The 23168-nt window shown below is 35.0% G+C and carries 15 protein-coding genes and 4 pseudogenes; 10 read left to right on the top strand and 9 right to left on the bottom strand.

Annotation, left to right across the window (positions count from 1 at the left end):
- The first annotated feature begins 38 nt into the window (after positions 1 to 38).
- The 5 genes and pseudogenes from ACEWFJ_RS01710 (at position 39) to ACEWFJ_RS01690 (ending at position 7104) form a co-directional block, all read left to right on the top strand.
- Complete coding sequence (locus ACEWFJ_RS01710; protein WP_098310110.1) at positions 39 to 551, top strand: acyl-CoA thioesterase; 513 nt, start codon at positions 39 to 41, stop codon at positions 549 to 551.
- Positions 552 to 825: 274 nt separating this feature from the next.
- Positions 826 to 2279: pseudogene (locus ACEWFJ_RS01705) on the top strand (oligosaccharide flippase family protein).
- Positions 2280 to 2354: 75 nt separating this feature from the next.
- A complete protein-coding gene (locus ACEWFJ_RS01700) occupies positions 2355 to 3176 on the top strand; it encodes a glycosyltransferase family 2 protein (RefSeq protein WP_429719478.1) in 822 nt (273 codons plus the stop codon).
- A gap of 552 nt (positions 3177 to 3728) precedes the next feature.
- Positions 3729 to 5327, top strand: a complete 1599-nt coding sequence (locus ACEWFJ_RS01695; RefSeq protein WP_473690123.1) for an ABC-F family ATP-binding cassette domain-containing protein — start codon at positions 3729 to 3731, stop codon at positions 5325 to 5327.
- 331 nt (positions 5328 to 5658) lie between these two features.
- A complete protein-coding gene (locus tag ACEWFJ_RS01690) occupies positions 5659 to 7104 on the top strand; it encodes an ArnT family glycosyltransferase (protein ID WP_473690122.1) in 1446 nt (481 codons plus the stop codon).
- 105 nt (positions 7105 to 7209) lie between these two features.
- Here the strand turns inward: ACEWFJ_RS01690 and msrB are convergent, their stop codons facing one another.
- From msrB to trhA, 4 genes are all read right to left on the bottom strand, one after another.
- On the bottom strand, positions 7210 to 8169 hold the full coding sequence (msrB, locus tag ACEWFJ_RS01685; RefSeq protein ID WP_473690121.1) for a peptide-methionine (R)-S-oxide reductase MsrB: 960 nt from the start codon (positions 8167 to 8169) through the stop codon (positions 7210 to 7212).
- Positions 8170 to 8251: 82 nt separating this feature from the next.
- Positions 8252 to 9286 (bottom strand): AI-2E family transporter, encoded by a 1035-nt coding sequence (locus ACEWFJ_RS01680; protein WP_098310116.1) that lies wholly within the window; start codon positions 9284 to 9286, stop codon positions 8252 to 8254.
- Between the two features lie 323 nt (positions 9287 to 9609).
- Positions 9610 to 10242: an AmiS/UreI family transporter gene (locus tag ACEWFJ_RS01675; RefSeq protein WP_473690120.1), complete on the bottom strand. Its 633-nt coding sequence runs from the start codon at positions 10240 to 10242 to the stop codon at positions 9610 to 9612.
- 537 nt (positions 10243 to 10779) lie between these two features.
- Complete coding sequence (gene trhA / locus ACEWFJ_RS01670) at positions 10780 to 11427, bottom strand: PAQR family membrane homeostasis protein TrhA (RefSeq protein WP_473690119.1); 648 nt, start codon at positions 11425 to 11427, stop codon at positions 10780 to 10782.
- A 316-nt stretch (positions 11428 to 11743) separates the two neighbouring features.
- On the opposite strand from trhA, the pseudogene ACEWFJ_RS01665 reads away from it, so the two are divergent.
- The 5 genes and pseudogenes from ACEWFJ_RS01665 (at position 11744) to ACEWFJ_RS01645 (ending at position 19025) form a co-directional block, all read left to right on the top strand.
- Positions 11744 to 12306: pseudogene (locus tag ACEWFJ_RS01665) on the top strand (DUF1836 domain-containing protein).
- Between the two features lie 321 nt (positions 12307 to 12627).
- On the top strand, positions 12628 to 14535 hold the full coding sequence (locus ACEWFJ_RS01660; protein WP_473690118.1) for a PhoX family protein: 1908 nt from the start codon (positions 12628 to 12630) through the stop codon (positions 14533 to 14535).
- Positions 14536 to 14994: 459 nt separating this feature from the next.
- Positions 14995 to 16650 carry a multicopper oxidase family protein gene (locus ACEWFJ_RS01655; RefSeq protein ID WP_473690117.1) on the top strand — a complete coding sequence of 552 codons (1656 nt, stop codon included), beginning with the start codon at positions 14995 to 14997 and terminating at the stop codon, positions 16648 to 16650.
- Between the two features lie 144 nt (positions 16651 to 16794).
- Entirely contained in the window at positions 16795 to 17088 is a 294-nt protein-coding gene (locus ACEWFJ_RS01650) for a transposase (protein WP_473690116.1), read from the top strand.
- Between the two features lie 689 nt (positions 17089 to 17777).
- Complete coding sequence (locus ACEWFJ_RS01645) at positions 17778 to 19025, top strand: oxygenase MpaB family protein (RefSeq protein ID WP_473690115.1); 1248 nt, start codon at positions 17778 to 17780, stop codon at positions 19023 to 19025.
- Between the two features lie 390 nt (positions 19026 to 19415).
- On the opposite strand, the gene rlmH is transcribed toward ACEWFJ_RS01645, so the two are convergent.
- The 5 genes and pseudogenes from rlmH to ACEWFJ_RS01620 form a co-directional block, all read right to left on the bottom strand.
- Entirely contained in the window at positions 19416 to 19895 is a 480-nt protein-coding gene (gene rlmH, locus ACEWFJ_RS01640) for a 23S rRNA (pseudouridine(1915)-N(3))-methyltransferase RlmH (RefSeq protein ID WP_253631042.1), read from the bottom strand.
- A 59-nt stretch (positions 19896 to 19954) separates the two neighbouring features.
- Positions 19955 to 20140, bottom strand: coding sequence for a CxxH/CxxC protein (locus tag ACEWFJ_RS01635; RefSeq protein ID WP_154710347.1), 186 nt, complete (start codon positions 20138 to 20140; stop codon positions 19955 to 19957).
- A 51-nt stretch (positions 20141 to 20191) separates the two neighbouring features.
- A pseudogene (locus tag ACEWFJ_RS01630) lies at positions 20192 to 21390 on the bottom strand (S1C family serine protease).
- Between the two features lie 63 nt (positions 21391 to 21453).
- Positions 21454 to 22248, bottom strand: a complete 795-nt coding sequence (locus ACEWFJ_RS01625; RefSeq protein ID WP_098310131.1) for an MBL fold metallo-hydrolase — start codon at positions 22246 to 22248, stop codon at positions 21454 to 21456.
- Positions 22232 to 23063, bottom strand: a pseudogene (locus ACEWFJ_RS01620) (two-component system regulatory protein YycI). Before ACEWFJ_RS01620 ends, ACEWFJ_RS01625 begins: the two are co-directional and overlap by 17 nt.
- Between the last annotated feature and the right edge of the window lie 105 nt (positions 23064 to 23168).

Here is a 23168-nt window from a genome sequence, read left to right as displayed (position 1 = left end):
TGGGTATCATTAGAACAAAACAAACAGGAGTAGATAATATGGAAAAGAAATTTATGAGAGAATCCAAGGCGATAAAAACAACACGTGTTTTTCCGAATGACTTAAATAACCATCAAACATTATTTGGCGGAAAATTATTAGCAGAAATTGATAGCATTGCTTCTATCGCAGCTGCACGTCATAGTCGTAAACACTGTGTGACAGCTTCTATCGATTCTGTTGATTTTTTAACACCAATTCATCAAACTGATTCTGTTTGCTATGAAGCATTCGTTTGTTATACAGGAAGATCTTCTATGGAAGTATTCGTAAAAGTCGTTGCAGAGGATTTATTAGGCGGTGAACGCCGCATTGCTGCTACTTGCTTCATTACTTTCGTGGCATTAGAAGACGGAAAACCATCCTCTGTACCAGGTTTAATTGCTGAAACAGAAGAAGAGCAATGGTTATATAATACAGGTGCAGAACGTGCAGAAAAACGAAAACTGAACCGACTAAAAAGTAAAGAAATGGCAGAAGTACTAACCATCCAAAAACCGTGGAATGCCTAATTAAAGAAACCACCATCCTCTATTAGGATGGTGGTTTCTCATACTTCTTCTTAATCTTTAATATGACATTTAAAATCCGTTTTCATCAATGATTATTTCCATAAGTTGCTTTACAAAGTTTACGTGCGTTACACTGATAAGGTTACTTATAAGTTAGCTAGGGCTTTTAAAAAAATTTGCCCACAACATAAGATAAATCGTATAATTACGAAATGTGTAATAGATAAAGCACGAATCATAAACTCCATAAAATTATGTATAGAAGGATCTAGTTATGCAAAAATCACTATTTAAAAACATTTTGTATAAGATTGCACTGAATGTCTTTAACATTATTCTCCCCTTACTCGTTGGACCATACGCTTACCGAGCGCTTGGAGCACAATCAATGGGAACTGTTAACTTTGCTGATACGATTTTTAATTACTTCTTCATTTTTGCTGTATTTGGTATTTATCAATATGGATTACGAGAAATGAGCTTAATAAAAAATGATAAAAAAAGGTAAGTCAACTTTTCACAAACCTTTACCTTATTAATTTAATGACAAGCTTATTTGCTCTAACAACCTTTTTAATATTTAGTTACATCGGCTATGGCAATGAAAAGATATTCCCGGTATTAGTTATTTTCGGATTTAACTTCATTTCGAATATGTTCTACGTAGAATGGGTAAATGAGGCTCATGAAAACTATGATTTTATTGCTATAAAAACCATTTGTGTTAGATTAACTTACGTTGTGCTATTATTTATAATCGTTCATAATGCAAACGACTATAAACAATATGCAGCACTATTAGCTCTTTCAACATTTTTAAATCATTTTACTAGCTTTATATACATTAAGCGGAAAATAAAATTTGATTTCTCTAATATTACAATCGTTCCGCACTTAAAACCATTACTAGCAGTCGTTATTTTCTCAAATACAAGCATCTTGTATACACAATTAGACCGTTTCTTACTTGGAGAATATTTAGGTGCAGAGTATGTGGCATTCTATGTAATGGCCTTTCAAATGATGACCATTGTTAATACACTAATGATCAGCGTAATTCAAGTTACCATTCCAAGACTATCCTATTTATCAGGAAATGCTGATGAAAAAGAGTATGAAACATTATTAAATAAGATTTCAAAGGTATACTTTATTACACTCTTCCCTGCTGCTGTTGGCCTCATTTTAATTTCTCATGCTGCTGTTGTTATTTACGGCGGATCCGAATTTGCACCTGCTGGGAATACATTATCTATTTTTGCTCTATATATGGTTTCCGTAGGAATCGAGTCGATTCTATCGAACCAAATTATTTATGTGAAGAAGAAAGAGCATATTTTAGTTCGCTTTTTATTCATATGCGGTTTCACAAACCTTGTATTAGATATTTTATTAATTATCTTTCATGTCTTCACGCCAGCAACTGCTATTTTCACAACAACAATTGCAAACTGCTTATTGATTGTTTTGGAATATATGTATGTAAAGAAGAAATTAAAAGTAAATTACACATTGTTTGATATGAGCAAATTAAAATATTTACTTTACTCACTAACGTTTATTCCATTAACATTTATTGTAAAGATGTATTTCAAAAACACGCTATCATTTGCTTTTATCACAATTTCAGTAAATATATTTGCTTACGCTCTTATCTTATTGGTAACAAAGGATGAAATTCTCTTTATGTTTTTAAATAAAATAAAATTAAAATTTAAAAAAGCGTAATACACATGAGGAAAGAATACTACATCTTTTCCTCAATCCTCCTGCTAACGAAACTTCTTAAAGGAGCTGTTACGATTGAAATTCTCTTTAATCATGGCCACTTGCGGCAGACGTGATGATATTATAGATTTACTAACATCGCTAGAAAAACAAACATACAAAAACTTTGAACTCATCGTAGTTGATCAAAACGATATACCAATCTCTGATTTATTTGAAGATTATAAAGAAAAATTCCCAATCAACTATATATACACACCAATTAAAGGACTATCTCGTGCACGTAACACAGGATTAAAAGTAATTGACGGCGATATTATTGCTTTTCCAGATGACGATTGTATTTACGAAACAAATGTATTAGAAAGCATCCAAGAAACGTTTGAGAAAAACAAAGATATTCACTTTATCTCCACCAATACAACAAATGTAGAAGGGACAGGCTCTTTAATACACGCACCAGAAACAGACATCATTTTAAATAACAAATATGGCTTCATGGGACCTTCCTTTGCACTATTTTTCACGAAACAATTTGTACAAGATGTAGGCACATTTGATGAAGACTTAGGAGTTGGATCAGGAACGATTTACGGAGCCGGTGAAGAAACTGACTTCGTACTTCGCGGTATGAAGAATGGATATACAGGTGTATTTAAGAAAGACCTTTTCGTATATCATCCTGTAAAAGAAGAGGTCATTAATGAACAATCATTAAAAAGAGCAATTTCCTATGCCGGCGGTTTCGGCAGAGTCATTCGCTTGCATTACGGATTCCCTTACTTTTTACGTGCCATTACTGCTGCTACATTCCGTACGATGCAAAACATCTCTAACGATAAACGAAAATTCCATGCAAATCGCTTAAAAGGAATTGTCAGAGGGTACTTTAAATAAAGTGAAACTTCCATCGGTGGGGAGTTTCTTCATCCCCACTGATGGAAAGCCCTCACCAATCGGGCTTTTACGGGCAGTTAGCCCCCACCTATCTACTGCGCTTCTCTCTCAATCTTGAGGTGGAGGTCTTACTGCCCGCGAATAGCGTGATAAAAGAAAAAGCAACTGATCCTTCGTTGGACAGTTGCTTTTTCTTTATAGGGTTTTAACTTACAAAAAACAAGGAGATTTTTTATAATCTCTAAACAAGTGATGAATAAAATAATGACAATTTATCATCTTGGTATAAAGCACGCATCATCGTATTTATCATTATATTTATTCATCTATATGTTTATACGACCTTGTTAACGAAAGTGTATAATATATAAAAGGAATCAACTATCGATTTATCTTACAAAAAAATTACATTATTGTAAGGTAAATCGATAGTTACAACAATTCATATTCTTCCTTAGTACAAACATAACTTTTTCCCATAAAGTTACAGCTCCCATTCATAAGGAATACGTGATAATTTAAAGATAGCTTTATATTTAAGAATTTAGTATCATGATTCAAGATACTATTTCAAACAGGGCGGAGGACACTATGAGCTTATTAACAGTTGAAAGCCTAGGGCATACCTTTGGCGATCGTACATTATTTAAAGATGTATCAATGCGTTTATTAGCAGGAGAACATGTTGGCTTAGTCGGCGCAAACGGCGTTGGTAAATCAACATTTATGAATATTATTACAGGGCAACTTATTCATGATCAAGGACGTGTAGAATGGACACCAGGTACGCATTACGGATATTTAGACCAGCACACAATTTTAACGCCTGGAAGAACTATTCGTGACGTATTAACAGATGCGTTCTTACCGTTATTTGAGAAAGAAAAAGAGTTAAATACAATTACTGAAAAAATGGCAACGGCATCACCAGAAGAATTAGAAGTACTACTTGAACAGATGGCAGAAGCGCAAGATGCACTTGAAGCAGGCGGTTTCTATTTATTAGATATTAAAATTGAAGAAGCAGCACGCGGGCTTGGAATTGATGCAATTGGTTTAGATCGTGATGTTTCAGCATTAAGTGGTGGACAACGTACGAAAGTATTGCTTGCTAAACTATTACTTGAGCAACCAGAAGTGCTATTACTCGATGAGCCGACCAACTATTTAGACGTTGAACACATTCAATGGTTAGCAAACTATTTAAAGGAATATCCACATGCGTTCCTTTTAATTTCCCATGATACAGAATTTATGAACAAATGTGTCAATGTTATTTTCCATCTAGAATTCTCAAAAATGACACGCTACACAGCAACATATGAAAAGTTCTTAGAACTAGCAGAAATCAACAAAAATCAACATTTACAAGCATATCAAAAACAACAAGAGTTCATTAAACAGCAAGAAGATTTTATCGCACGAAATAAAGCGCGTTACTCAACAACAGGACGTGCAAAAAGCCGTCAAAAACAGTTGGAGCGTATGGAGCGTATTGATCGTCCAGAAACTGCTATGAAACCTGAGTTTTCTTTTAAAGAGTGCCGTGCAAGCAGCCGCTTTGTCTTCGAAGGAGAAGATGTAGAAATTGGCTATACACACCCTCTATTACCGAAATTAACAATGACAATTGAACGTGGTGAGAAAATTGCCATTGTCGGATGTAATGGTGTCGGAAAATCAACATTACTCAAAACAATTCTTGGAAAAATTAAACCGCTAAGCGGAAAAACAAGCCTTGGTGATTTCTTAGAGCCAGCTTATTTTGAACAAGAAGTAAAAGCAGAAAATATTACACCAATTGATGATGTATGGAATGCGTTCCCACACTTAGACCAACATCAAGTACGTGCAATGCTTGCGAAATGCGGTTTAAAAAATGAGCATATTTCTCGTCCATTGAGCCAACTAAGTGGTGGTGAGCAAGCAAAAGTTCGTTTATGCAAATTAATGGCAACAGAAAGTAACTGGCTATTATTTGACGAGCCAACAAATCACCTTGACGTAACAGCAAAAGAAGAGCTACAGCGCGCTATGAAAGCATATAAAGGGACAATCGTTCTTGTTTGTCACGAACCAGACTTTTATGAAGGTTGGATTACAAAAGTTTGGAACGTAGAGGAATGGGCGGAAAAAGCTGCTCATCAATAAAGTGAAACTTCCATCAGTGAGGGTTTTCTTCATCCCCTACTGATGGTTAGTTGAACCAATCGGGCTTTTACGGGCAGTTAGCCCCCACCTATCTTCTTTGCTTCTCTCTGAATCTTGAGATGGGGGTCTTACTGCCCGTTAATGCGGGATAAAAATATGCCTCTTGTCTAAGACAGGAGGCATATTTCATTATTTCTTTTTTAGGAAAAACATTTTACCTTGTTTAAAAAATTGTATTCTTATGAAGAGTGCGCTTTATTCCCATCTAAATACATAAATTATTACTATACTTCACCTTGAAAATTAATAAAAACAAGGAGTGTAATAAGCCATGTTAACCCTACAATGGAATCGTTTAAATTCATTGTTAGCAAAATGCCTCGTGTTTTTATGCTTACTTATCTTTGCTTTTACTATTTGGAGCTCTTATTTAACCGTTAAAGAAACTCTAAGTGTTCGAACACTTATTAGCGGCCCAATTGTAATTATCATTATGATTTTACTGATATTACTAACTTACCTTTGTAATAAATATCTTTCTAAAACTGCCTTTATTATTTTGTTAACACTTTGCACGTTTATCCTTCGATTCATTTGGATTCTAAAAATCCCAACACCAATTGAATCTGACTTTGCATTAATGTATAGGAGTGCCGTACAAGCTGCTTACGGTGACTATAGTTTTTCAAGTTCCCCCTACTATACAGCATGGGTATATCAACTTGGATTTACGATGTATCAAGCTTTTATCATCAATGTATTCGGTAACCATATATTCATCTTGAAGTTGTTAAATGTCCTTTATTGTACAGGAACTACCATATGTATATATAGTATTACAAGCAACATTTTTAATGAGTGGACTGGGCGTATAGCTGGACTATTATATGCTTTTTTTATTCCAAGCATTATGATGAGCTCCGTCTTAACTAATGACCACCTTGCAACATTTTTATTTTATTTAGGGTTCTATTTATTAGTGTCAAAAAGATTCTATAGTAAATATACTTGGATCTTTGTAGGGATTACATTAGCGTTTGGTGATATAATACGTCCTCTAGGTAGCTTTATTTTATTAGCAGTTATTATTTATCTATTCCTTCACGGATTTCTTGGGAAAGATAAGAAAACAATGTTTACTACAACAAAGAAACTTATTGGTATTCTTTTTGTCTTTTATGCTGTCCATTATCTCGTAAGCTCTGCATTCATTGCTACAGGAGTTACAAAATATCCTTTATCTAATCGTGATCCCCTTTGGAAATTTGTCGTAGGACTTAACCACGAAACAACAGGATTATATTCAACATCCGATGCTGAACAAATCATGAGTCTAGAAATAGGTGAAGAAAGAAAAGAATTAGAAATGAGGCTCATTAAAGAACGAATTGCAGATAAAGAAAAGCTATTCACACTCTTTGGAGATAAATTTCCCTATATGTGGGGAGGTCTTGATTCCGCTGGTTACTGGAGCTTAAATCAATTAAATAAAAAAGAATTAGCTGATACAGCCATGGAATATGAAAAATATATTTATATTGCAACCATGCTATTTGGTATGATTGGATTATTATACCTTCTTTTCACAAAGCAGAAAAACCTTCAGTATACATTATTCCTATTACTTATTATTGGATATATATCTATTCACTTTTTAATAGAAATACAGACAAGATATCGATATTTTATCATTCCAAGCTTCTTTATTATTCAAAGCTATGGAATCTATGTGATTCATCAATATATGAAAAAACTCACACGATTACCATTTCTATAAAAAGTGTAAAACTTAATTAAATGAAACAGTTTATACATGAAATAAAAATAACGTAATAACAGCCTGTTCCAAAAATGAAATACGCGGAACAGGCTGTTATATTTTTTAGCGTCTAAACAAGATGAGAAAATCTCCGTATCCCTCTTTCTCTAAATCCGCTTTAGGGATAAAACGAAGTGCAGCAGAATTAATACAATAGCGTAAACCATTAGGTCCCGGCCCATCTGGAAATACGTGCCCCAAATGAGAATCTGTATCTTTACTACGTACTTCCGTTCTCGTCATATTATGGCTCACATCTATTTTTTCTTTTATACTTGCTGATAACATCGGCTTTGTAAAACTAGGCCACCCACAACCGCTATCAAATTTATCTAAAGAACTAAATAAAGGCTCTCCTGAAACGATATCAACGTAAATACCTTCTTCTTTATGATTCCAATATTCATTTTGAAATGGTGGTTCTGTTCCACTTTCTTGTGTAACATAAAATTGCATTTCTGTGAGTTTTTCTTTTAGATGAGTATTATCCTTTGGCCAATATTTTTTGATAAACGCATCACGTCCCGAACCTTGACGATATAACGCATATCGAAACGAATTTTTCTCATGATAGCTTTGATGGTATTCTTCTGCAGGATAGAATGTTGCAGCCGGTAAAATTCTTGTGACAATCGGCTTCAAAAATCGTCCACTTTCTTCTAATTCACGTTTAGACGCTTCTGCCGCTTCGCGTTGCTCTTCACTATGATAAAAAATGACTGTTTCATACGATTGTCCGCGATCATGAAATTGACCTCCAGCATCAGTTGGATCAATTTGTTGCCAATATAAGTGAAGTAATTGCTCATACGGCATACGCTCTGGATCAAAAGTAATTTGTACCGCTTCATAATGCCCTGTTTTCTCTGAGCAAACTTCTTTATACGTTGGATTTTCCTTATGTCCACCTGTGTATCCAGATACAACCTTTATAATGCCATCCATCTCTTCAAATGGCGACACCATGCACCAAAAACACCCTCCGGCAAATGTTGCAAATTCATATTTTTCGTTTACAGCCACTTCTTCACCCCACTATCTTTTCTTACAGTATGGCATACAAAAATATAAGTTATAAATAAAAAAGCATCAAAATAGATGCTTTTTATTTCTTGTTCACCATTTCTTCTTTCTCATCACTTGTTACTTCTAACACATCTAATAAAAACATAAAGATCGGAATCCCTATAATTAATCCCCAAACTCCTAAGAAATGTTCAGAGAAAATTAAAATCATAAATGTATAAAAAATAGGTAGATTCGTTTTAACTGACATAAATTTTGGATTTAAGAAATAACTTTCAATCGCATGAATGACTGCCACAATAATTAAAATGTATAGTACATATACAGTGCCCCCAATATTGTAAGCAATTATACAAAGCGGAAACAGTGATATAATTACACCTGCAACAGGAATAAGACCCAATAAGAAAATCATTAAAGCTAACCCGAGCAATTGCGGAAAACCTAAAATCCAAAGGGCAATAACAGATAACACACAATTTATAACAGCAATAAAGAATTGGGCCTCAATTACTTTTCCAAACGAGCGAGCGAATTTCTTTCCAAAATACTCAATCTCATTATAAAAAACAGCTAATTTACTTTCTTTGAACTTTACTGTAAATGCAACAATCCGAGATTTTTCTAACAAGAAAAATAAGCTTAAAATGAGTGAAAGTAAAATTTGCAAGCTTACTTTCCCAATATTCGCTAATGAACTATAAATGATGTCAACACCTTGATTCACATACTTCGATAACTCTATATGATCAATTGCAGAAACTAAATATTTAATTACCTCATTATCAGGTGGATTTCGTACAAATATATTGAACTGATACACGAGCTGTGTAATTTGTATCATTAGAATTGGTAAATACTTGTATAATGTAATAACAATCCCACTAACCAATGTTATATAGAGAAACGCAATAATTATTCTTCTATTAATCGGTAAAAAATGATCCAGTTTACGAGAGATAAATTTTTGAAATCGATCCATTAAATACGTAAGAATAAATGTAATTAAGATTAAGTTAAACATACTTTTCAACCCATATAATATGAGCACAAGTAACCCTAATATAACTAACCTCTGAAACCCTTTGCTTTGAAACAGGTTTTTCATTTGCATAATCGAAGCTTGATCTCTCCTGTCCTTATAATTCGTACTAATCTCATTTTACAATATAAACGGTACTTTCAGAACGTATTCTTGTAAACTGAATAAAAAGTTTTACTGGTAAATTTAAATTTTCTTTAAACAATATGTATCTACACCAATGTAACATAAAAAAACAAGCTATTAATAGCTTGTTTTCTTTATAAAAGACAATGTTATTTATTATTTTTCCTCTTATGAAATGCCTTAGTATCAACTATTAAGCTACTTTTTTAGGATGCCAAACACCTATATAATCGAAGCATTCATTAATCTTTGAGAGGATCAGCAACTAACTAATAACTCGTGTGTGCATCTATATTTTTTTGAGCAGCATTTACATTAGCTTTCAATTTAAACATGCAAACACAGAAATATATAATCGAAAGAATCGATACATATATCCATAGGTTATATACATAAGAGTTTTTCCATACACCTATCAAAGAGAGGAGCGCTGGGCACGTTAGTGTAACCCATGACTGTACAAAAGCTATTTTTCCAATATAATGATTGATATTCTTTTTCTGCACATTAGAGATAAAGAATAAGAACCATAGAAACGCCCACATTAACCAAGTTAACGCATTAACGATATCTTGAAAATGTATAATGGCCACAATCATGTAGAATAGTGCAATAATCGCTACCCAAAGAGAAAACCAGCCTAATCCATCACCTTTTAATCCTACAATGAAAGTAACTCCTACGTATAAATAAGTTAAACCAAATAAAAAAGTAGCCGCATATAAATACACTGTCCAATTGCTTTGATCAGACACTACAATTAAATAAAAAGGAATAATAATTTGCAGTACACCTACAAATAAATTAAAAACACCAATACTTTTTTCTTCCGCTTTTCCTAGCATTACAAGGCTATTTAAAAATAGCGCTGCACCAGAAAGCAATAATCCAACATCACCCATATATATTCTTGTGAAAAACAAAACTGTTTTTCACAACGATACCTCCTTACATCATACATTCATTTTTTAATAGTTTTAACAATAAAAAGCAGTTCCTCTTCTCCAATAACATGTAGCAGAGGAACTGCTTGTCTTTAGAAAAATTTGCAACAGATAATACATTTGAAGTGCATATAAATTTTGAATCAAGCGCTTTCAAAACGAAAAGTATGCATTATGAAAACGATATCAATATAATAACAGCATTCGGTATAAAAATAAATAATAAAAAAAATAGTATATAACCCACAAAATACCTTTATTTATAAAATCATTACAATCAGATGGCACTTCTATCAGTGAGGGTATTACTCCCCACAAATAGCGGGAGAAAAATATGGCTCCTTTTTAACGAAAAAACTCCTATCTTTTTTCCTTGGATAGGAGTTATCTATGCAATATTTGTGAGTTTATCCATCTATACGACACTCTATATACAAAAATTCATTAAGCTGTAAAGTTTCTTATCACACCTTAACTTTTATTTATATCCAAATACTAAATTACATAGAAGTAAACACATAAAAAGTGAGCAAGGCTACCTAGTAACACAAAAACATGAAAAATTTCATGATGGCCCATATATTTAAACTCCAACCATTTCGGTTTTGCACCATAAATAAATCCGCCAATCGTATAAAATACCCCTCCTAATATCAATAACACGAGACCATTTACACTGAGATTTTCTGATAATGGAGCAAAAAAGAATATAATCAGCCATCCCATTAAAAGATAAACAGATGTCGATAACCACCTAGGACAACTAAACCAAAACATTTTAAAAATAATTCCGCACACAGCAGTTGCGTACACCAATATGAACAATAGCAAACCTTTGTCTTCTTGTAACGTAATTAAACAAAAAGGGGCATATGTACCTGCAATTAAAACAAAAATCATGGAATGATCCAGTTTTCTAAAAAAATAAATGACACGATCATTTGCAACAACCATGTGGTATACAGTGGATGCAGCGTAGAGAATCATCATCCCCACTCCAAACAAAATGACTGCTGAAATTGTAGTGGCAGACGGCATGTTTATAGAAACTTTCACTAACATGGCAAGAAGTGCGACAAATGATAAAATTGCGCCTCCAAAATGCGTAAATGCATTAACCGGTTCTCTCACATAAGAATTCACATTAACGACCCCCTATATAATCACATGTAGTTTTAATAACTACATGTGATTATATAGTAATTAATTCTAAAGGTCAACATTTACAAGAGATCTGTTTCATAATACTATAATTAAATATACAGGAATAACCACGGAAAGTTATACTCACTAATAAAGTGAAACTTCCATCAGTGAGAGTTTTTTATCGCCCACTGATAATTAGTTGAACCAACCGAGCGCATGCCAGCAGCTACCCCTCACCTTGTTTTCTCATAACCTTGAGGTGGGCATATCGGTATAAAAATTTACATCATTCCTATAAAAGTGAGGATTTCATATGGAAAATATAAAAGATTTACTAGAAACATTACATTTAGAAAAAAAATTACACTTGAAGATATCCCTAACGTAGATTTATATGTAGATCAAGTCGTTCAGCTATTTGAAAATAGCTACAACATGACAACTAGAAATGAAGATGAAAAAGTACTAACGAAAACCATGATTAACAACTATGCAAAAGGAAAACTGTTTTTTCCTATTAAAAATAAAAAATACTCTAAAGAGCATATAATCTTAATTAGTTTAATTTATCAGTTAAAAGGGGCACTTTCTATTAACGACATAAAAAGTTCATTAGTTGAAATTAATGAAAAATTAGTACACGAAGACGATTTTGAACTAGATGCTCTTTATAAAAGTTACCTCCATCTAACAGAAACAAATATCAAAAACTTCAAAAATGATGTAAACAATCGAGTAGACGAAGTGAAAGCAGAAGCAGCCATCTTCGAAAATGAAAATCTTGAGAAGTTCTTATTGCTTACATCTTTCGTAACCATGAGTAATATGTATCGACGTTTAGCAGAAAAAATAGTGGATGAAATGAAGAATTCCTAATTCTATTTATTTTTAATTCATGGACCACTAAAAAAGCCACCTATTTTGAAGTGGCTCTAATAAAGTGAAACCTCCATCAGTGGGGGTTTTTTCATCCCCACTGATGGTTAGTTAAACCAATCGGGCTTTTACGGGCAGTTATCCCCACCTTAAACCGGGCTATGCCCTACACGTATTGAAGGTGGGGTCTTCTTGCCAATTTTCCGATAAATTTATTATTATTTTAATAAATTCTCAACAGTAAAAGATATTTCTTAATATCCTCTTAACAATTTAATGATTTAATAAAATTATTAAAATCTTAGGAGGAATCAAATCATTATGAAAAAAGCAGTCTCAGTTGGTCTTTCTATGGCTATAATGGCTTCCGCTGCAATTCCGACTTTTGCATCCGATTTTGATCACAGTTCTAAGTCTCAAAAACACAACCAAATAGAGCGCGTAGAATTTACTTCTATGAAAGCTCCAACTACTATTGAAAACATGGTCAAAACTTATTCAGAGGCTAAGGTGAAAATCACCTATAAAGATGGCAGTGTGAAAGAAACGCCTCTTGATTACAACTCTCTATTTTTATCCAAAGATAAAATTGTAAAAAATAAAGGTGAAATGATCCCAGCAGGCACCCCTATTGACGTGAAAGGGAATCCAATTGTCGATAAAAGTGTTCCGGACAAGCCTTCTTATTTTATATCTGATGCACCTGACTCCAATAGTTTTATTACGATCGCTGGAAAATCTTACATTATCTCTCATTATGAATATGATTCAATAGATAATGCAGGAAAATCAATTTCTGGTCTACCGGCATCTATGACTCTTACACAAGTTGATCAAAATAAAGAAAATGGCGAACTAACTGTTAATAACGCCAAAAAAATTGATTTTTCAAACGTAAATGGTCTTTGGAATCCATGTAATGGAACTACAACAGAGTGGAACACTCATCTTGGCTCAGAAGAATATGAACCAGATGCACGCTCATTTGAAGATTCTACATCCAGTTCTTATAAAGCTGTTACAAACTTTGCTAACTACTACTTTGGTGATAAATCTAAAGCAAATCCTTACTTTTATGGCTGGATTCCTGAAATCTCCGTCAATGCACAAGGAGAATCTTCCGTTGTCAAACATTATAGTACAGGAAGATTTTCTCATGAATTGATGCAAGTTTTACCTGATGATAAAACGGCAATATTTGGTGATGATGGCGGAAATACGATGATGTTTATGTATGTGGCAGATAAAAAGAAAGATTTTTCTGCAGGAACGCTATACGCAGCTAAATTTAAACAAACAAGTACTGAAAATGGCGGTGCAGGAAACTTAGAATGGATTAAGCTGGGTCATTCAACCGATGAAGAAATAAAAGCTATTATTGATAAAGGTGTCAAGTTCAGTGATATTTTTGATACAGCAACTCAGCCTACCGCTGGCTATACGGCAGTCAAAACATCAGCAAATAAAAACATCGAGTACCTTAAAGTAAAACCTGGAATGGAAAAAGCAGCTGCATTCTTAGAATCTCGCAGATATGGCGCTATATTAGGTGCAACATCTGAATTTAATAAAATGGAAGGCCTCGCTGTTAATGACAAAGATAAAAAAGCGTATATCGCTATGTCCTATCAAAATGGCAGTATGCAAAAACAAGAAGGCAGTATTCAAGACGATATTCAGCTACCCGCTATTAATTCTGGCGTAACCTGGCAGATAGACCTAAACAGCGAACAAAAAGATAACAGCGGCCGTCACATCGAAAGTGAATTCGTACCTGCTAGTATGAAAGGACTTATTGTTGGAGAAGATTTGAAAACTCCAGATGCCTACGGAAATACAGCTGCACCAGACAAAGTAGCAAATCCTGATAACCTAACCTTCTCAAACGATTTAAACACGTTATTCATTGGAGAAGACAGCTCTATGCACACAAATAACTTTGTATGGGCTTATAATGTTAAAACTAAGCAACTATCAAGAATTCTTTCAGTTCCTGCTGGCGCAGAAGCAACAGGATTAAGAGCAGTTGACGATGCTAACGGCTTCCGTTATATCTTAAGCAACTATCAGCATCCAGGTGAAGACCTTGAGGGCAAACAAATCACAGCCGTCGACAAAACTAAATTAGAAGAAGCGATGAAACAAGGCCTAGGCATTCAGGAGACTGGAGGAGTTGGCTACATATCTGGACTACCTTTTGGAAATAAAAATAATAACTCCAATAAATAAAAGATAACGCACGGCCCTTATGGCTTAGTTCACATATCCTGTAGACTAGGCCATAAGGGCTTTTTGTATGTTAAGAAACGCCTACTCCCAAAGCTTTATCCTTCATAGGAAAGCAGGAGTTTTTAACTTAGTAAATTAGAACTGAATATATCAAACAACATTTAATAAGGCGAAATTTCCAACAGTAGGGTTCTTCCTCTGAATTTTAAGGTTTGAATGCAAGATGAACTTAAAGTACAACGCACTTTAATTAATACAAACACTTGTAAAATTCTTATTTACTTATGGTATGGTTCACCGTGACTAATTTAAATGGGATTTTTCCTTAGACGAATTACTTTTTTACAATTCAAGCCTTGTTCATTCATTTCCTATTAGAAATTCGTCTATACCCACTTAAATTAAGTTCATATCATATATAACAAACAATATTTGATTCTTTAAAAAGGAGGCAGTTAATTGTCTTTTAAAAAATTTGTAGATGAATTACCGATTCCTCCTGTCTTAAAAGCAGAAGGTACCCGTGATGGAATCCCATTCTATGAGGTAACAATGGAGCAATTCAAGCAAAAATTACACCGCGATTTGCCGCCAACTACCGTCTGGGGTTACAACGGTATGTACCCTGGCCCTACATTCGAAGTAGAAAGAAATCACCCTATTTTTGTAAAATGGAAAAATAAGTTGCCCTTTGAACACCTGCTGCCCGTCGATCAAACCATTCATGGTGCAGAACCAGACAAACCTTCTGTTAGGACGGTTGTCCATTTACATGGAGGTCGGGTCCGTCCGGAAAGTGACGGATATCCTGAGGCATGGTTCACAAGAGACTTTAAAAATGTTGGGCCAAAATTCGTGAATGAAGTCTACTATTATCCAAACTGTCAACGCCCTACAACACTTTGGTATCATGATCACGCTCTTGGAATTACTCGTTTGAATGTTTATGCAGGTCTTGCGGGCTTCTATCTTCTCAGAGATGAAGAAGAGAAAGAATTGCATCTTCCTAGTGGGAAATTTGAAATTCCGCTGGTCATCCAAGATCGTTCGTTCTATCCTAATGGTGAACTGTTCTATCCATCCCAACCAGGCAATGTGCCGCCTCCAGCACCACAGCCACCTCCACCAATAGATCCTACATTACCAAACCCGTCAGTTGTCCCAGAGTTTTTTGGTGACACAATCTTAGTCAACGGAAAAGTATGGCCTTATCTTGAGGTTGAGCCACGGAAATACCGGTTCCGCATCCTAAATGGTTCCAATTCTCGTTTTTATCGTATACAGTTGAGCTCTAGTCAAAGTTTTGTCCAAATTGGCACAGACGGAGGACTTTTAGAAAAACCAATCAAAGTATCTCAACTCATCCTTGCACCTGCTGAACGTGCCGATGTCATTGTCGATTTTTCAAACCATAATGGTCAGAGTATTATTTTAACAAATGATGCACCAAGCCCGTTCCCTAACGGCGAAAATCCTTCTGAAGACCTCAGACAAATCATGCAATTTCGAGTCAAACAAAAATGTTGCAAATCTGACAAAAGCAAAATTCCACAAAAATTGAGTTGTTTGGAACAACTTAATCCACAAGATGCTGTAATCGTACGAAAAAATACATTAGTTGAAGGTACCGATGATTTCGGGCGCCCAAAACTATTATTAAACAATCTGGAGTGGGATCAGCCCATTACAGAAACCCCATATAATGGAACAATAGAGATTTGGGAACTGTATAATACTACACAGGACACTCACCCGATTCACTTGCATCTTGTAAATTTTCAAATTTTGAATCGTGCTGTATTTACTGGCAATCCAAATGGTTCTAACCTCAAAGTCGGGCCGCCAATACCACCCGATCCAAGCGAGAAAGGATGGAAAGATACTGTTCGTGCCAATCCCGGAGAAGTGACCCGGATTATTGCACGTTTTGGGCCATTTACAGGAATCTACCCGTGGCACTGCCACATTCTTGAACATGAAGATCACGATATGATGAGACCATACGAGGTTCTAGCTAATCCTACCTTTAACCCATGTGAACGAAATTCAGAACAATGCAGCGATAACTCCTTTGCTCAATGTTTTGACTGCCATAAATATCGTAAAAATAAATAAAGTAAGCAAAATCGACACAATGACCATTGAATTTGATATTCAAATTTAATGGTCAACTTTTCAGCAATCATCTTAACAGGTTCAATTTTTTGTCCCTTTCAAATCTCAAAACAAAAAAGAAGAGCTTTTTCGGTTGATTTTAAAATGAAAGCTATTGAAATGTACTTACATAGAGGAATGGGTAGTAAATTAATTGGAAGAGAATTAGGAGTTACGTATTCAGTTATAGACAGGTGGATTAAAAACTATAATAGCGAGGGTATTCTTGGCCCACAAGAAAAACGAGGAAGATCTAGACAAACAAATCAAAATTCAATAAAAACAGGTCAAGATGACAGAATAGAACAATTAGAAGCAGAAAATGCATACTTAAAAAAGCTCTTGGCTGCGAAAAAGGAGATGAGGTATTACAATAACAAACAATTCCAAAAAAATTAAACAACCTTAGTCCTGCTGAATTTAGAACTAAGGCTGCTTAATGAAAAGACACTTAATCTTTTACTGTCTACTTGACAGGGGTAAGACCACAATACCGAAGCCGTCAGGGTCTTTTCCTGCCACATGCGAAGTGAAAACAGAAAGAGAAAACGAGTGTAGATCATGTTGCATTTTGCATAGCGGCGACTTAGATGTCGAAAAATTAAAATCGATTTATATATTCAAGCATAAAAAACACCACAGTCCACCCTTAAAGAATTTCCTTCTAGCTGTTCTGTAAGAATAGATTCAACTAATACGCCAATCTAGCCGCTTACCAGTACACCAATAATAAAATAATTAAATGAAGCATTGCTTTTTCTTTTCCCATCAAACATTTTTAACCTCTCATTTTATTTTTTTCGATGTCAAATCTCCATTGAACACTCTTTTTTATGTCCTTCACCATATTATCTCCATTAAAAATTAGATTTGCTTGACTGTTTTCCTAATGTCAATTCACGGCCTATTATTTTCGAGAGTCTATTATTGCCTATATTTATTCATACTGCCTTCAATGTTATTAATTATTCATAGATTTTCATATTACTTGTATAAATAGAATATATATAACGTTGAATATATTCTTGTTCTTCTTCGGGTTGACTAGAGTATAGAGTATGGACAATAAACAGTTAAGGGGGAAACAGATGTTATATACCGACGAGTTTATGGAGAGTTTACGGATGGAAGGTGACCCTATTCCGGATGGAATTATTAAAGAATTGTTCAAAAATAGTCAGGTTGGTACAGTAAATTCTTTGTTGAGACAATTAATTAACAATGACCAGTCTTATCCAGAAGAGCTTCCTAATAACATCGAGAGTTGGCTAAGAGATACAGCTTATTGTCCAGAAGGGGTTGACTGGGCCCGAATGAGAAACGCGACTGACTTATTTCAGGAACATGGGATTGCTATCACTTTACTATTAGCAACAGGCTCACTTGTGTATTGTTATGCAGCACGTAAAGGTGTTAAGGTCCTTACATTCAGTTATCGTTTAGGTCAAAATGCCTACCGCAGGATAGCTGAAACAGGACAATTCATCCTTCATGTCATGGCACCAGGTGGTCTTGAATCCGAAGGACAAGGAATCAAAGCGATCCAAAAAGTCCGTTTAATGCATTCGGCTATTCGTCACTTGATCCAACAAACCGGTAGATGGGACGAGAAAGAAAATGGTATCCCCATTTGTCAGGAGGATCTGTTGGGTACTCTATTAACCTTCTCTAGTGTTATCATTGATGGCCTTCGTCGTTTAGGTATGAATATAACAGAAAAACAGGCCGAAGATTATCTGTATTTTTGGAAAATCGTAGGATCCATGTTAGGAATTCGGGAGGACATTATCCCAGAGACCATGGAACAATCAATAATATTAAAAGAAACTATTGGAAGAAGGCATCATGGTCCGTCCCCCGAAGGAATTCAGATGACTCAGGCTCTTCTTGAATATCATGCAGATCTAATTCCGGGCCAGATGTTTGATAACATTATTCCTGCTCTAATTCGAGAAATTGTAGGGGACGAAATTGCCGATTGGATGGAAGTGCCCCGCTCCAATTGGCAAAAGTTAATGAAACTCAAAGAACTAATGGGTTTTCTTGATTCTGATTATTTAGGTGTTTTTGGAAGTATGACTAATCAGCTCGGGCTGGCATTGCTCAGGCGTCAGTCACTTTCCATGACCGATTATGAATATACCCCGTTTCTCATACCAACAGAACTACGAAAGGTATGGGGAATAGATGGAGATGCAAAAAAAGGGGTAAAAATGAATAAACCATGCGTATCCTTACACTTGGCGGATGATATGTGGCAGGCTGTATCCATTGGTAGTCGTACCGCTGTTGGAGATGCCGATTACTTGAATAATTTGACTCCTGATTTAATATAGGGATTATGTGTAATATTCCATAATCCCCTTCCCATATGTATAAAATTAGAACAACACCGCCTAATCATAAAGGGAAATGATGTACGACATTATTTAACATTTACATGGCACAAAAAAGACCAACTCCCAATTGTAAGAGCTAGTCATAATTTTGGTTAATTTATTAATCTTCGGCCTTCTTTTAAGAAGGCGGTTCTCGCAGGTTGTTGTTTTTCGAATATACATTTATTCCCTTATTAAATATTGGTTTCGTGCTCTTTTCCCTAATAAGTAGATTTCATACTTATAGAAAATAAGAGGCCAAAATCGTAAAAATCCAAGTACCGATTTTTACTTTTATAGCTCATAGCAACAAAGTTTACGAAAAGAGCCTTTAAGAAATAACCTCAGTTACTTATGGTACGGTTCATTACGATTAATTCGAAACGCTCTATACACCTGCTCTAACAGCACTAATCTCATCAGCTGATGGGGCAGCGTCATTTTTGAAAAAGACAATGACTCATTGGAGCGCTTCATCACTTCTTGACTTAACCCAAGCGATCCTCCAATAACAAATGCCACTTTACTCTTTCCATATGTAGCAAGGCGATCTAAGTTGGCAGCAAACTCTTCTGATGATTTTTGTTTCCCTTCAATTGCTAATGCAATTACATGCGTATCATCAGAAATTCTATCTAAGATACGAATTCCTTCTTTTTCTTTTACCATTTGCATTTCTGCTTCACTTAAATTTTCCGGTGCTTTTTCATCTGGTAACTCAACAACCTCCACTTTTGCATAGGCGGATAATCGTTTTAAATACTCTTCAATGCCTTGTTTTAAATATTTTTCTTTTAATTTTCCGATTGAGATAATTAAGATATTCACATATATTCCCCACCTTACAAACACGTTATCCACAAAAGTTATCCACATATCCACATTTATCATCCACATATTGTGTGGGAATCTGTGTTCGATACAACATATGTCGCCTTATTTTGACAAAATTCACACGTTTTTTGCTCATTATCTTTATTATCCACAGTGTGGATAAACGGTGCCACTTCACATTCATCCACAATAATGTCTAACGCTAGTTCCACATGCTCTAAACAACAAGGTAATTTCATAATTTCACCTCACTTATCCACAACAGAAAACAGGAGGGGCTGCCTCCTGTTTTAATACTGCTGACTGCCTAATTTTACAGTTGTTGTATCTTTTTTTGCACCACGATAAAATGTGATTGTCATTTTATCATCAATTTTCTTATTATATAAGATTTTTCGGAATGCAATAATATCTTGAACTGCTTTTCCATCCACTGCTACAATTACATCATATTCGCGTAAACCTGCATCTGCACCAGGAGATGGACTTTTCACATCTAAAACACATACACCTTCTGTTACATTAGCTGGAAGATGTAATGTTTGATTCCAATAATAATTTGGAATTTCATTTAAAGACCTTAATTCAACTCCAACGTAAGGTCTTCTTACTTTCCCATACTTTTCAATCTCATTCATAACTGGAACAGCTCTTGCGATAGGAATTGCAAGTCCAATTCCCTCTACCTCTTTTGCAGCAATTTTCATGGAGTTGATTCCAACAAGCTGCCCTGCTTCATTTACAAGAGCCCCGCCACTATTACCAGGATTAATAGCTGCATCCGTTTGCAATACTTCTACTTGCCAATCATAATGTCCATCTTGATCTAAATCAACCGGTACAATGCGTTCATTTGCTGAAATAATCCCTTGTGTTACAGAACCTGAGAATTCTAAACCAAGAGGGTTCCCAATTGCAAGCGCAGCTTCACCACGTTTTACTTTTGTAGAATCACCAAGTTCAATAACCTTCTTCGCATATTTTTCATCAATTTGTAAGACAGCTAAATCTGTCACAACATCAGTTCCTAAAATCTTTCCAGGAACTTTTTTCCATCACTCAAACTTACTTCAATACGATTTGCTCCTGCTACAACATGATTATTTGTTACAATATATGCGTTTCCTTTTTCCTTCTTGTAAATTACACCAGATCCTGTTCCTGCTTCTGAATCTGCTTCTGAAAAATTATCACGCTGAATATTAATAACACCAACAACCGCTTCTGAAGCACGGTCAACAGCTTGAACAAAGCCAGAATGATCTCCTGTATTCGTAACTTGAGGAGTAGACTGCGCTATATACTGTTTCTCTTCACTTGCTTCTGTTTCTCTTATTGTAGTCCAACCTAATTTTGAAAACGTTGGAATAGCAAAAGCAAATAATGTAGCACCAATGACGGTTCCCGCTACAACAGAAACGAAAATATGTTTATGCTTTTGCTTTCTTTTTCGTTTCATCTGTAAATCTTCTTCATCAATAAAGGACATTTATGCTCACCTAGCCTTCCGAAAGCATTTATATTCTCCTTTATTGTTTACCAAAATGAAGAATTATACGTATTGAATTTTAGTTGGCATTTTGGGATCCGTATCGTGCAGCTGGAATGCTTCTCCTACAGCAAGTCCTTTTTCTTCAAGTACTTGTTCAACAGACATACGAGCAAGTTCTTTCATATTATTATCTAAACTAAGGTGAGCCAAATAAATATGCTTCGTTTCATCTGTAATCACATCGGTCATCGCAAGAGCTGCGTCTTCATTAGAAACATGTCCTACATCACTCAAAATTCTTCGTTTAATGCTCCACGGGTAACGTCCCATTCGCAGCATTTCAACGTCATGATTACTTTCAAATACAAAAGCATTAGCTCCCTTAATAATTCCTTTCATTCGGTCGCTAACATATCCCGTATCTGTAATAAGCACTAACTTTCTTCCATTATGATGAAACGCATAAAACATTGGTTCAGCAGCGTCATGTGAAACACCAAATGATTCCACTTCAATATCTCCAAATGTTTTAATCTCTCCAATTGAGAAAATAAATTTTTGCTCTGTTGGAATATTACCGATTAAATGTTCCATCGCGTTCCATGTTTTCTCATTTGCATAAACGGGCAAATCATACTTACGTGCTAACACGCCTAGTCCTTTAATATGGTCGCTATGTTCGTGTGTAACAAGAATACCGGATATGCTATTTATGTCTAGTTCAGCTTGCTGAAACAAGGCTTCTGTTGCTTTTCCACTTAGCCCTGCATCTACTAATAATTTTTGGCGCTCTGTCCCTACATACAGCGCATTTCCTGTACTGCCACTTGCAAGTACACTAAAATGCAAACTCATTTACCCTCACTCCATTGCTCGTTTTCCTTGTTGTCCTTGCCCAATTGAATAATTTGTCCTTCTACTGCATTCACAAAATAATCCATTTTATCTGTATACAAATTCCACGTGGGAACAAGAACTTGCACATTTGAGGAAGAAGAAGCTACCACTGTTGCATATCCTAGTTTTGCTCCTTTTACATGACTCCCTTGCTTTAATTCATTTTTCGTATACAACGTTTCTAACGCATTCCGAGCAGAAATAATATCCAATTCCTTATTTTGCTCTCCCATCTCTTTAAAATCATATAACATCGTTTGTGTATACGATATAATTTCTTTCTTTTCATTTAACTCCGCAACAATCATACCGTGTTGATTATAATAAATGGGCTTATCCTTATATTTTTGAAAAAAATATACTCTCGATCCTTCTACTTTCCCAGCAGGACTATATTTTTGCCCATCAATTACATAAGAACGTAGAAATTCACTATAATTATCACCTATTGTTGCTTTCGAACTCCCAAATGGTTCTTTAAGCTTACTTGAAATTGTATTCGAATCTTGTAGAGACGCCGTTTGACTTTTTAAAGAACGTATATCTTCATCAGAAAAAACCTTATTTTTCGCCATAATATACGTATCTTTCGTCGGTTCTTTCGGCAAATTATCAGCTGTAATTTTATCTGCTTTCAATTGTTCCTCAATATTCGTTTCCGTCATATAATCAAGTTGATTACTATCTTGCTTTTGAATGAACTGAAAGAGAAGAAAGAGATCTAAAATGAAAAAGGCAACAATAAAAATTGTTTTAATCCTATTCCAATCCAATGAGCTCTCCCCTTTCTCCTCACTCCATTCTAGAATGTTATTATCTTCACCATACACAACGTACCAAATAGGTTTTAAATTTACTGCAGCAATCTTTTTCCCATC

This window comes from Bacillus sp. EA-CB0995, assembly GCF_055814245.1.
The sequence above is the reverse complement of the archived record's forward strand: the minus strand, read 5'-3'. Positions and strand labels throughout refer to the sequence as shown.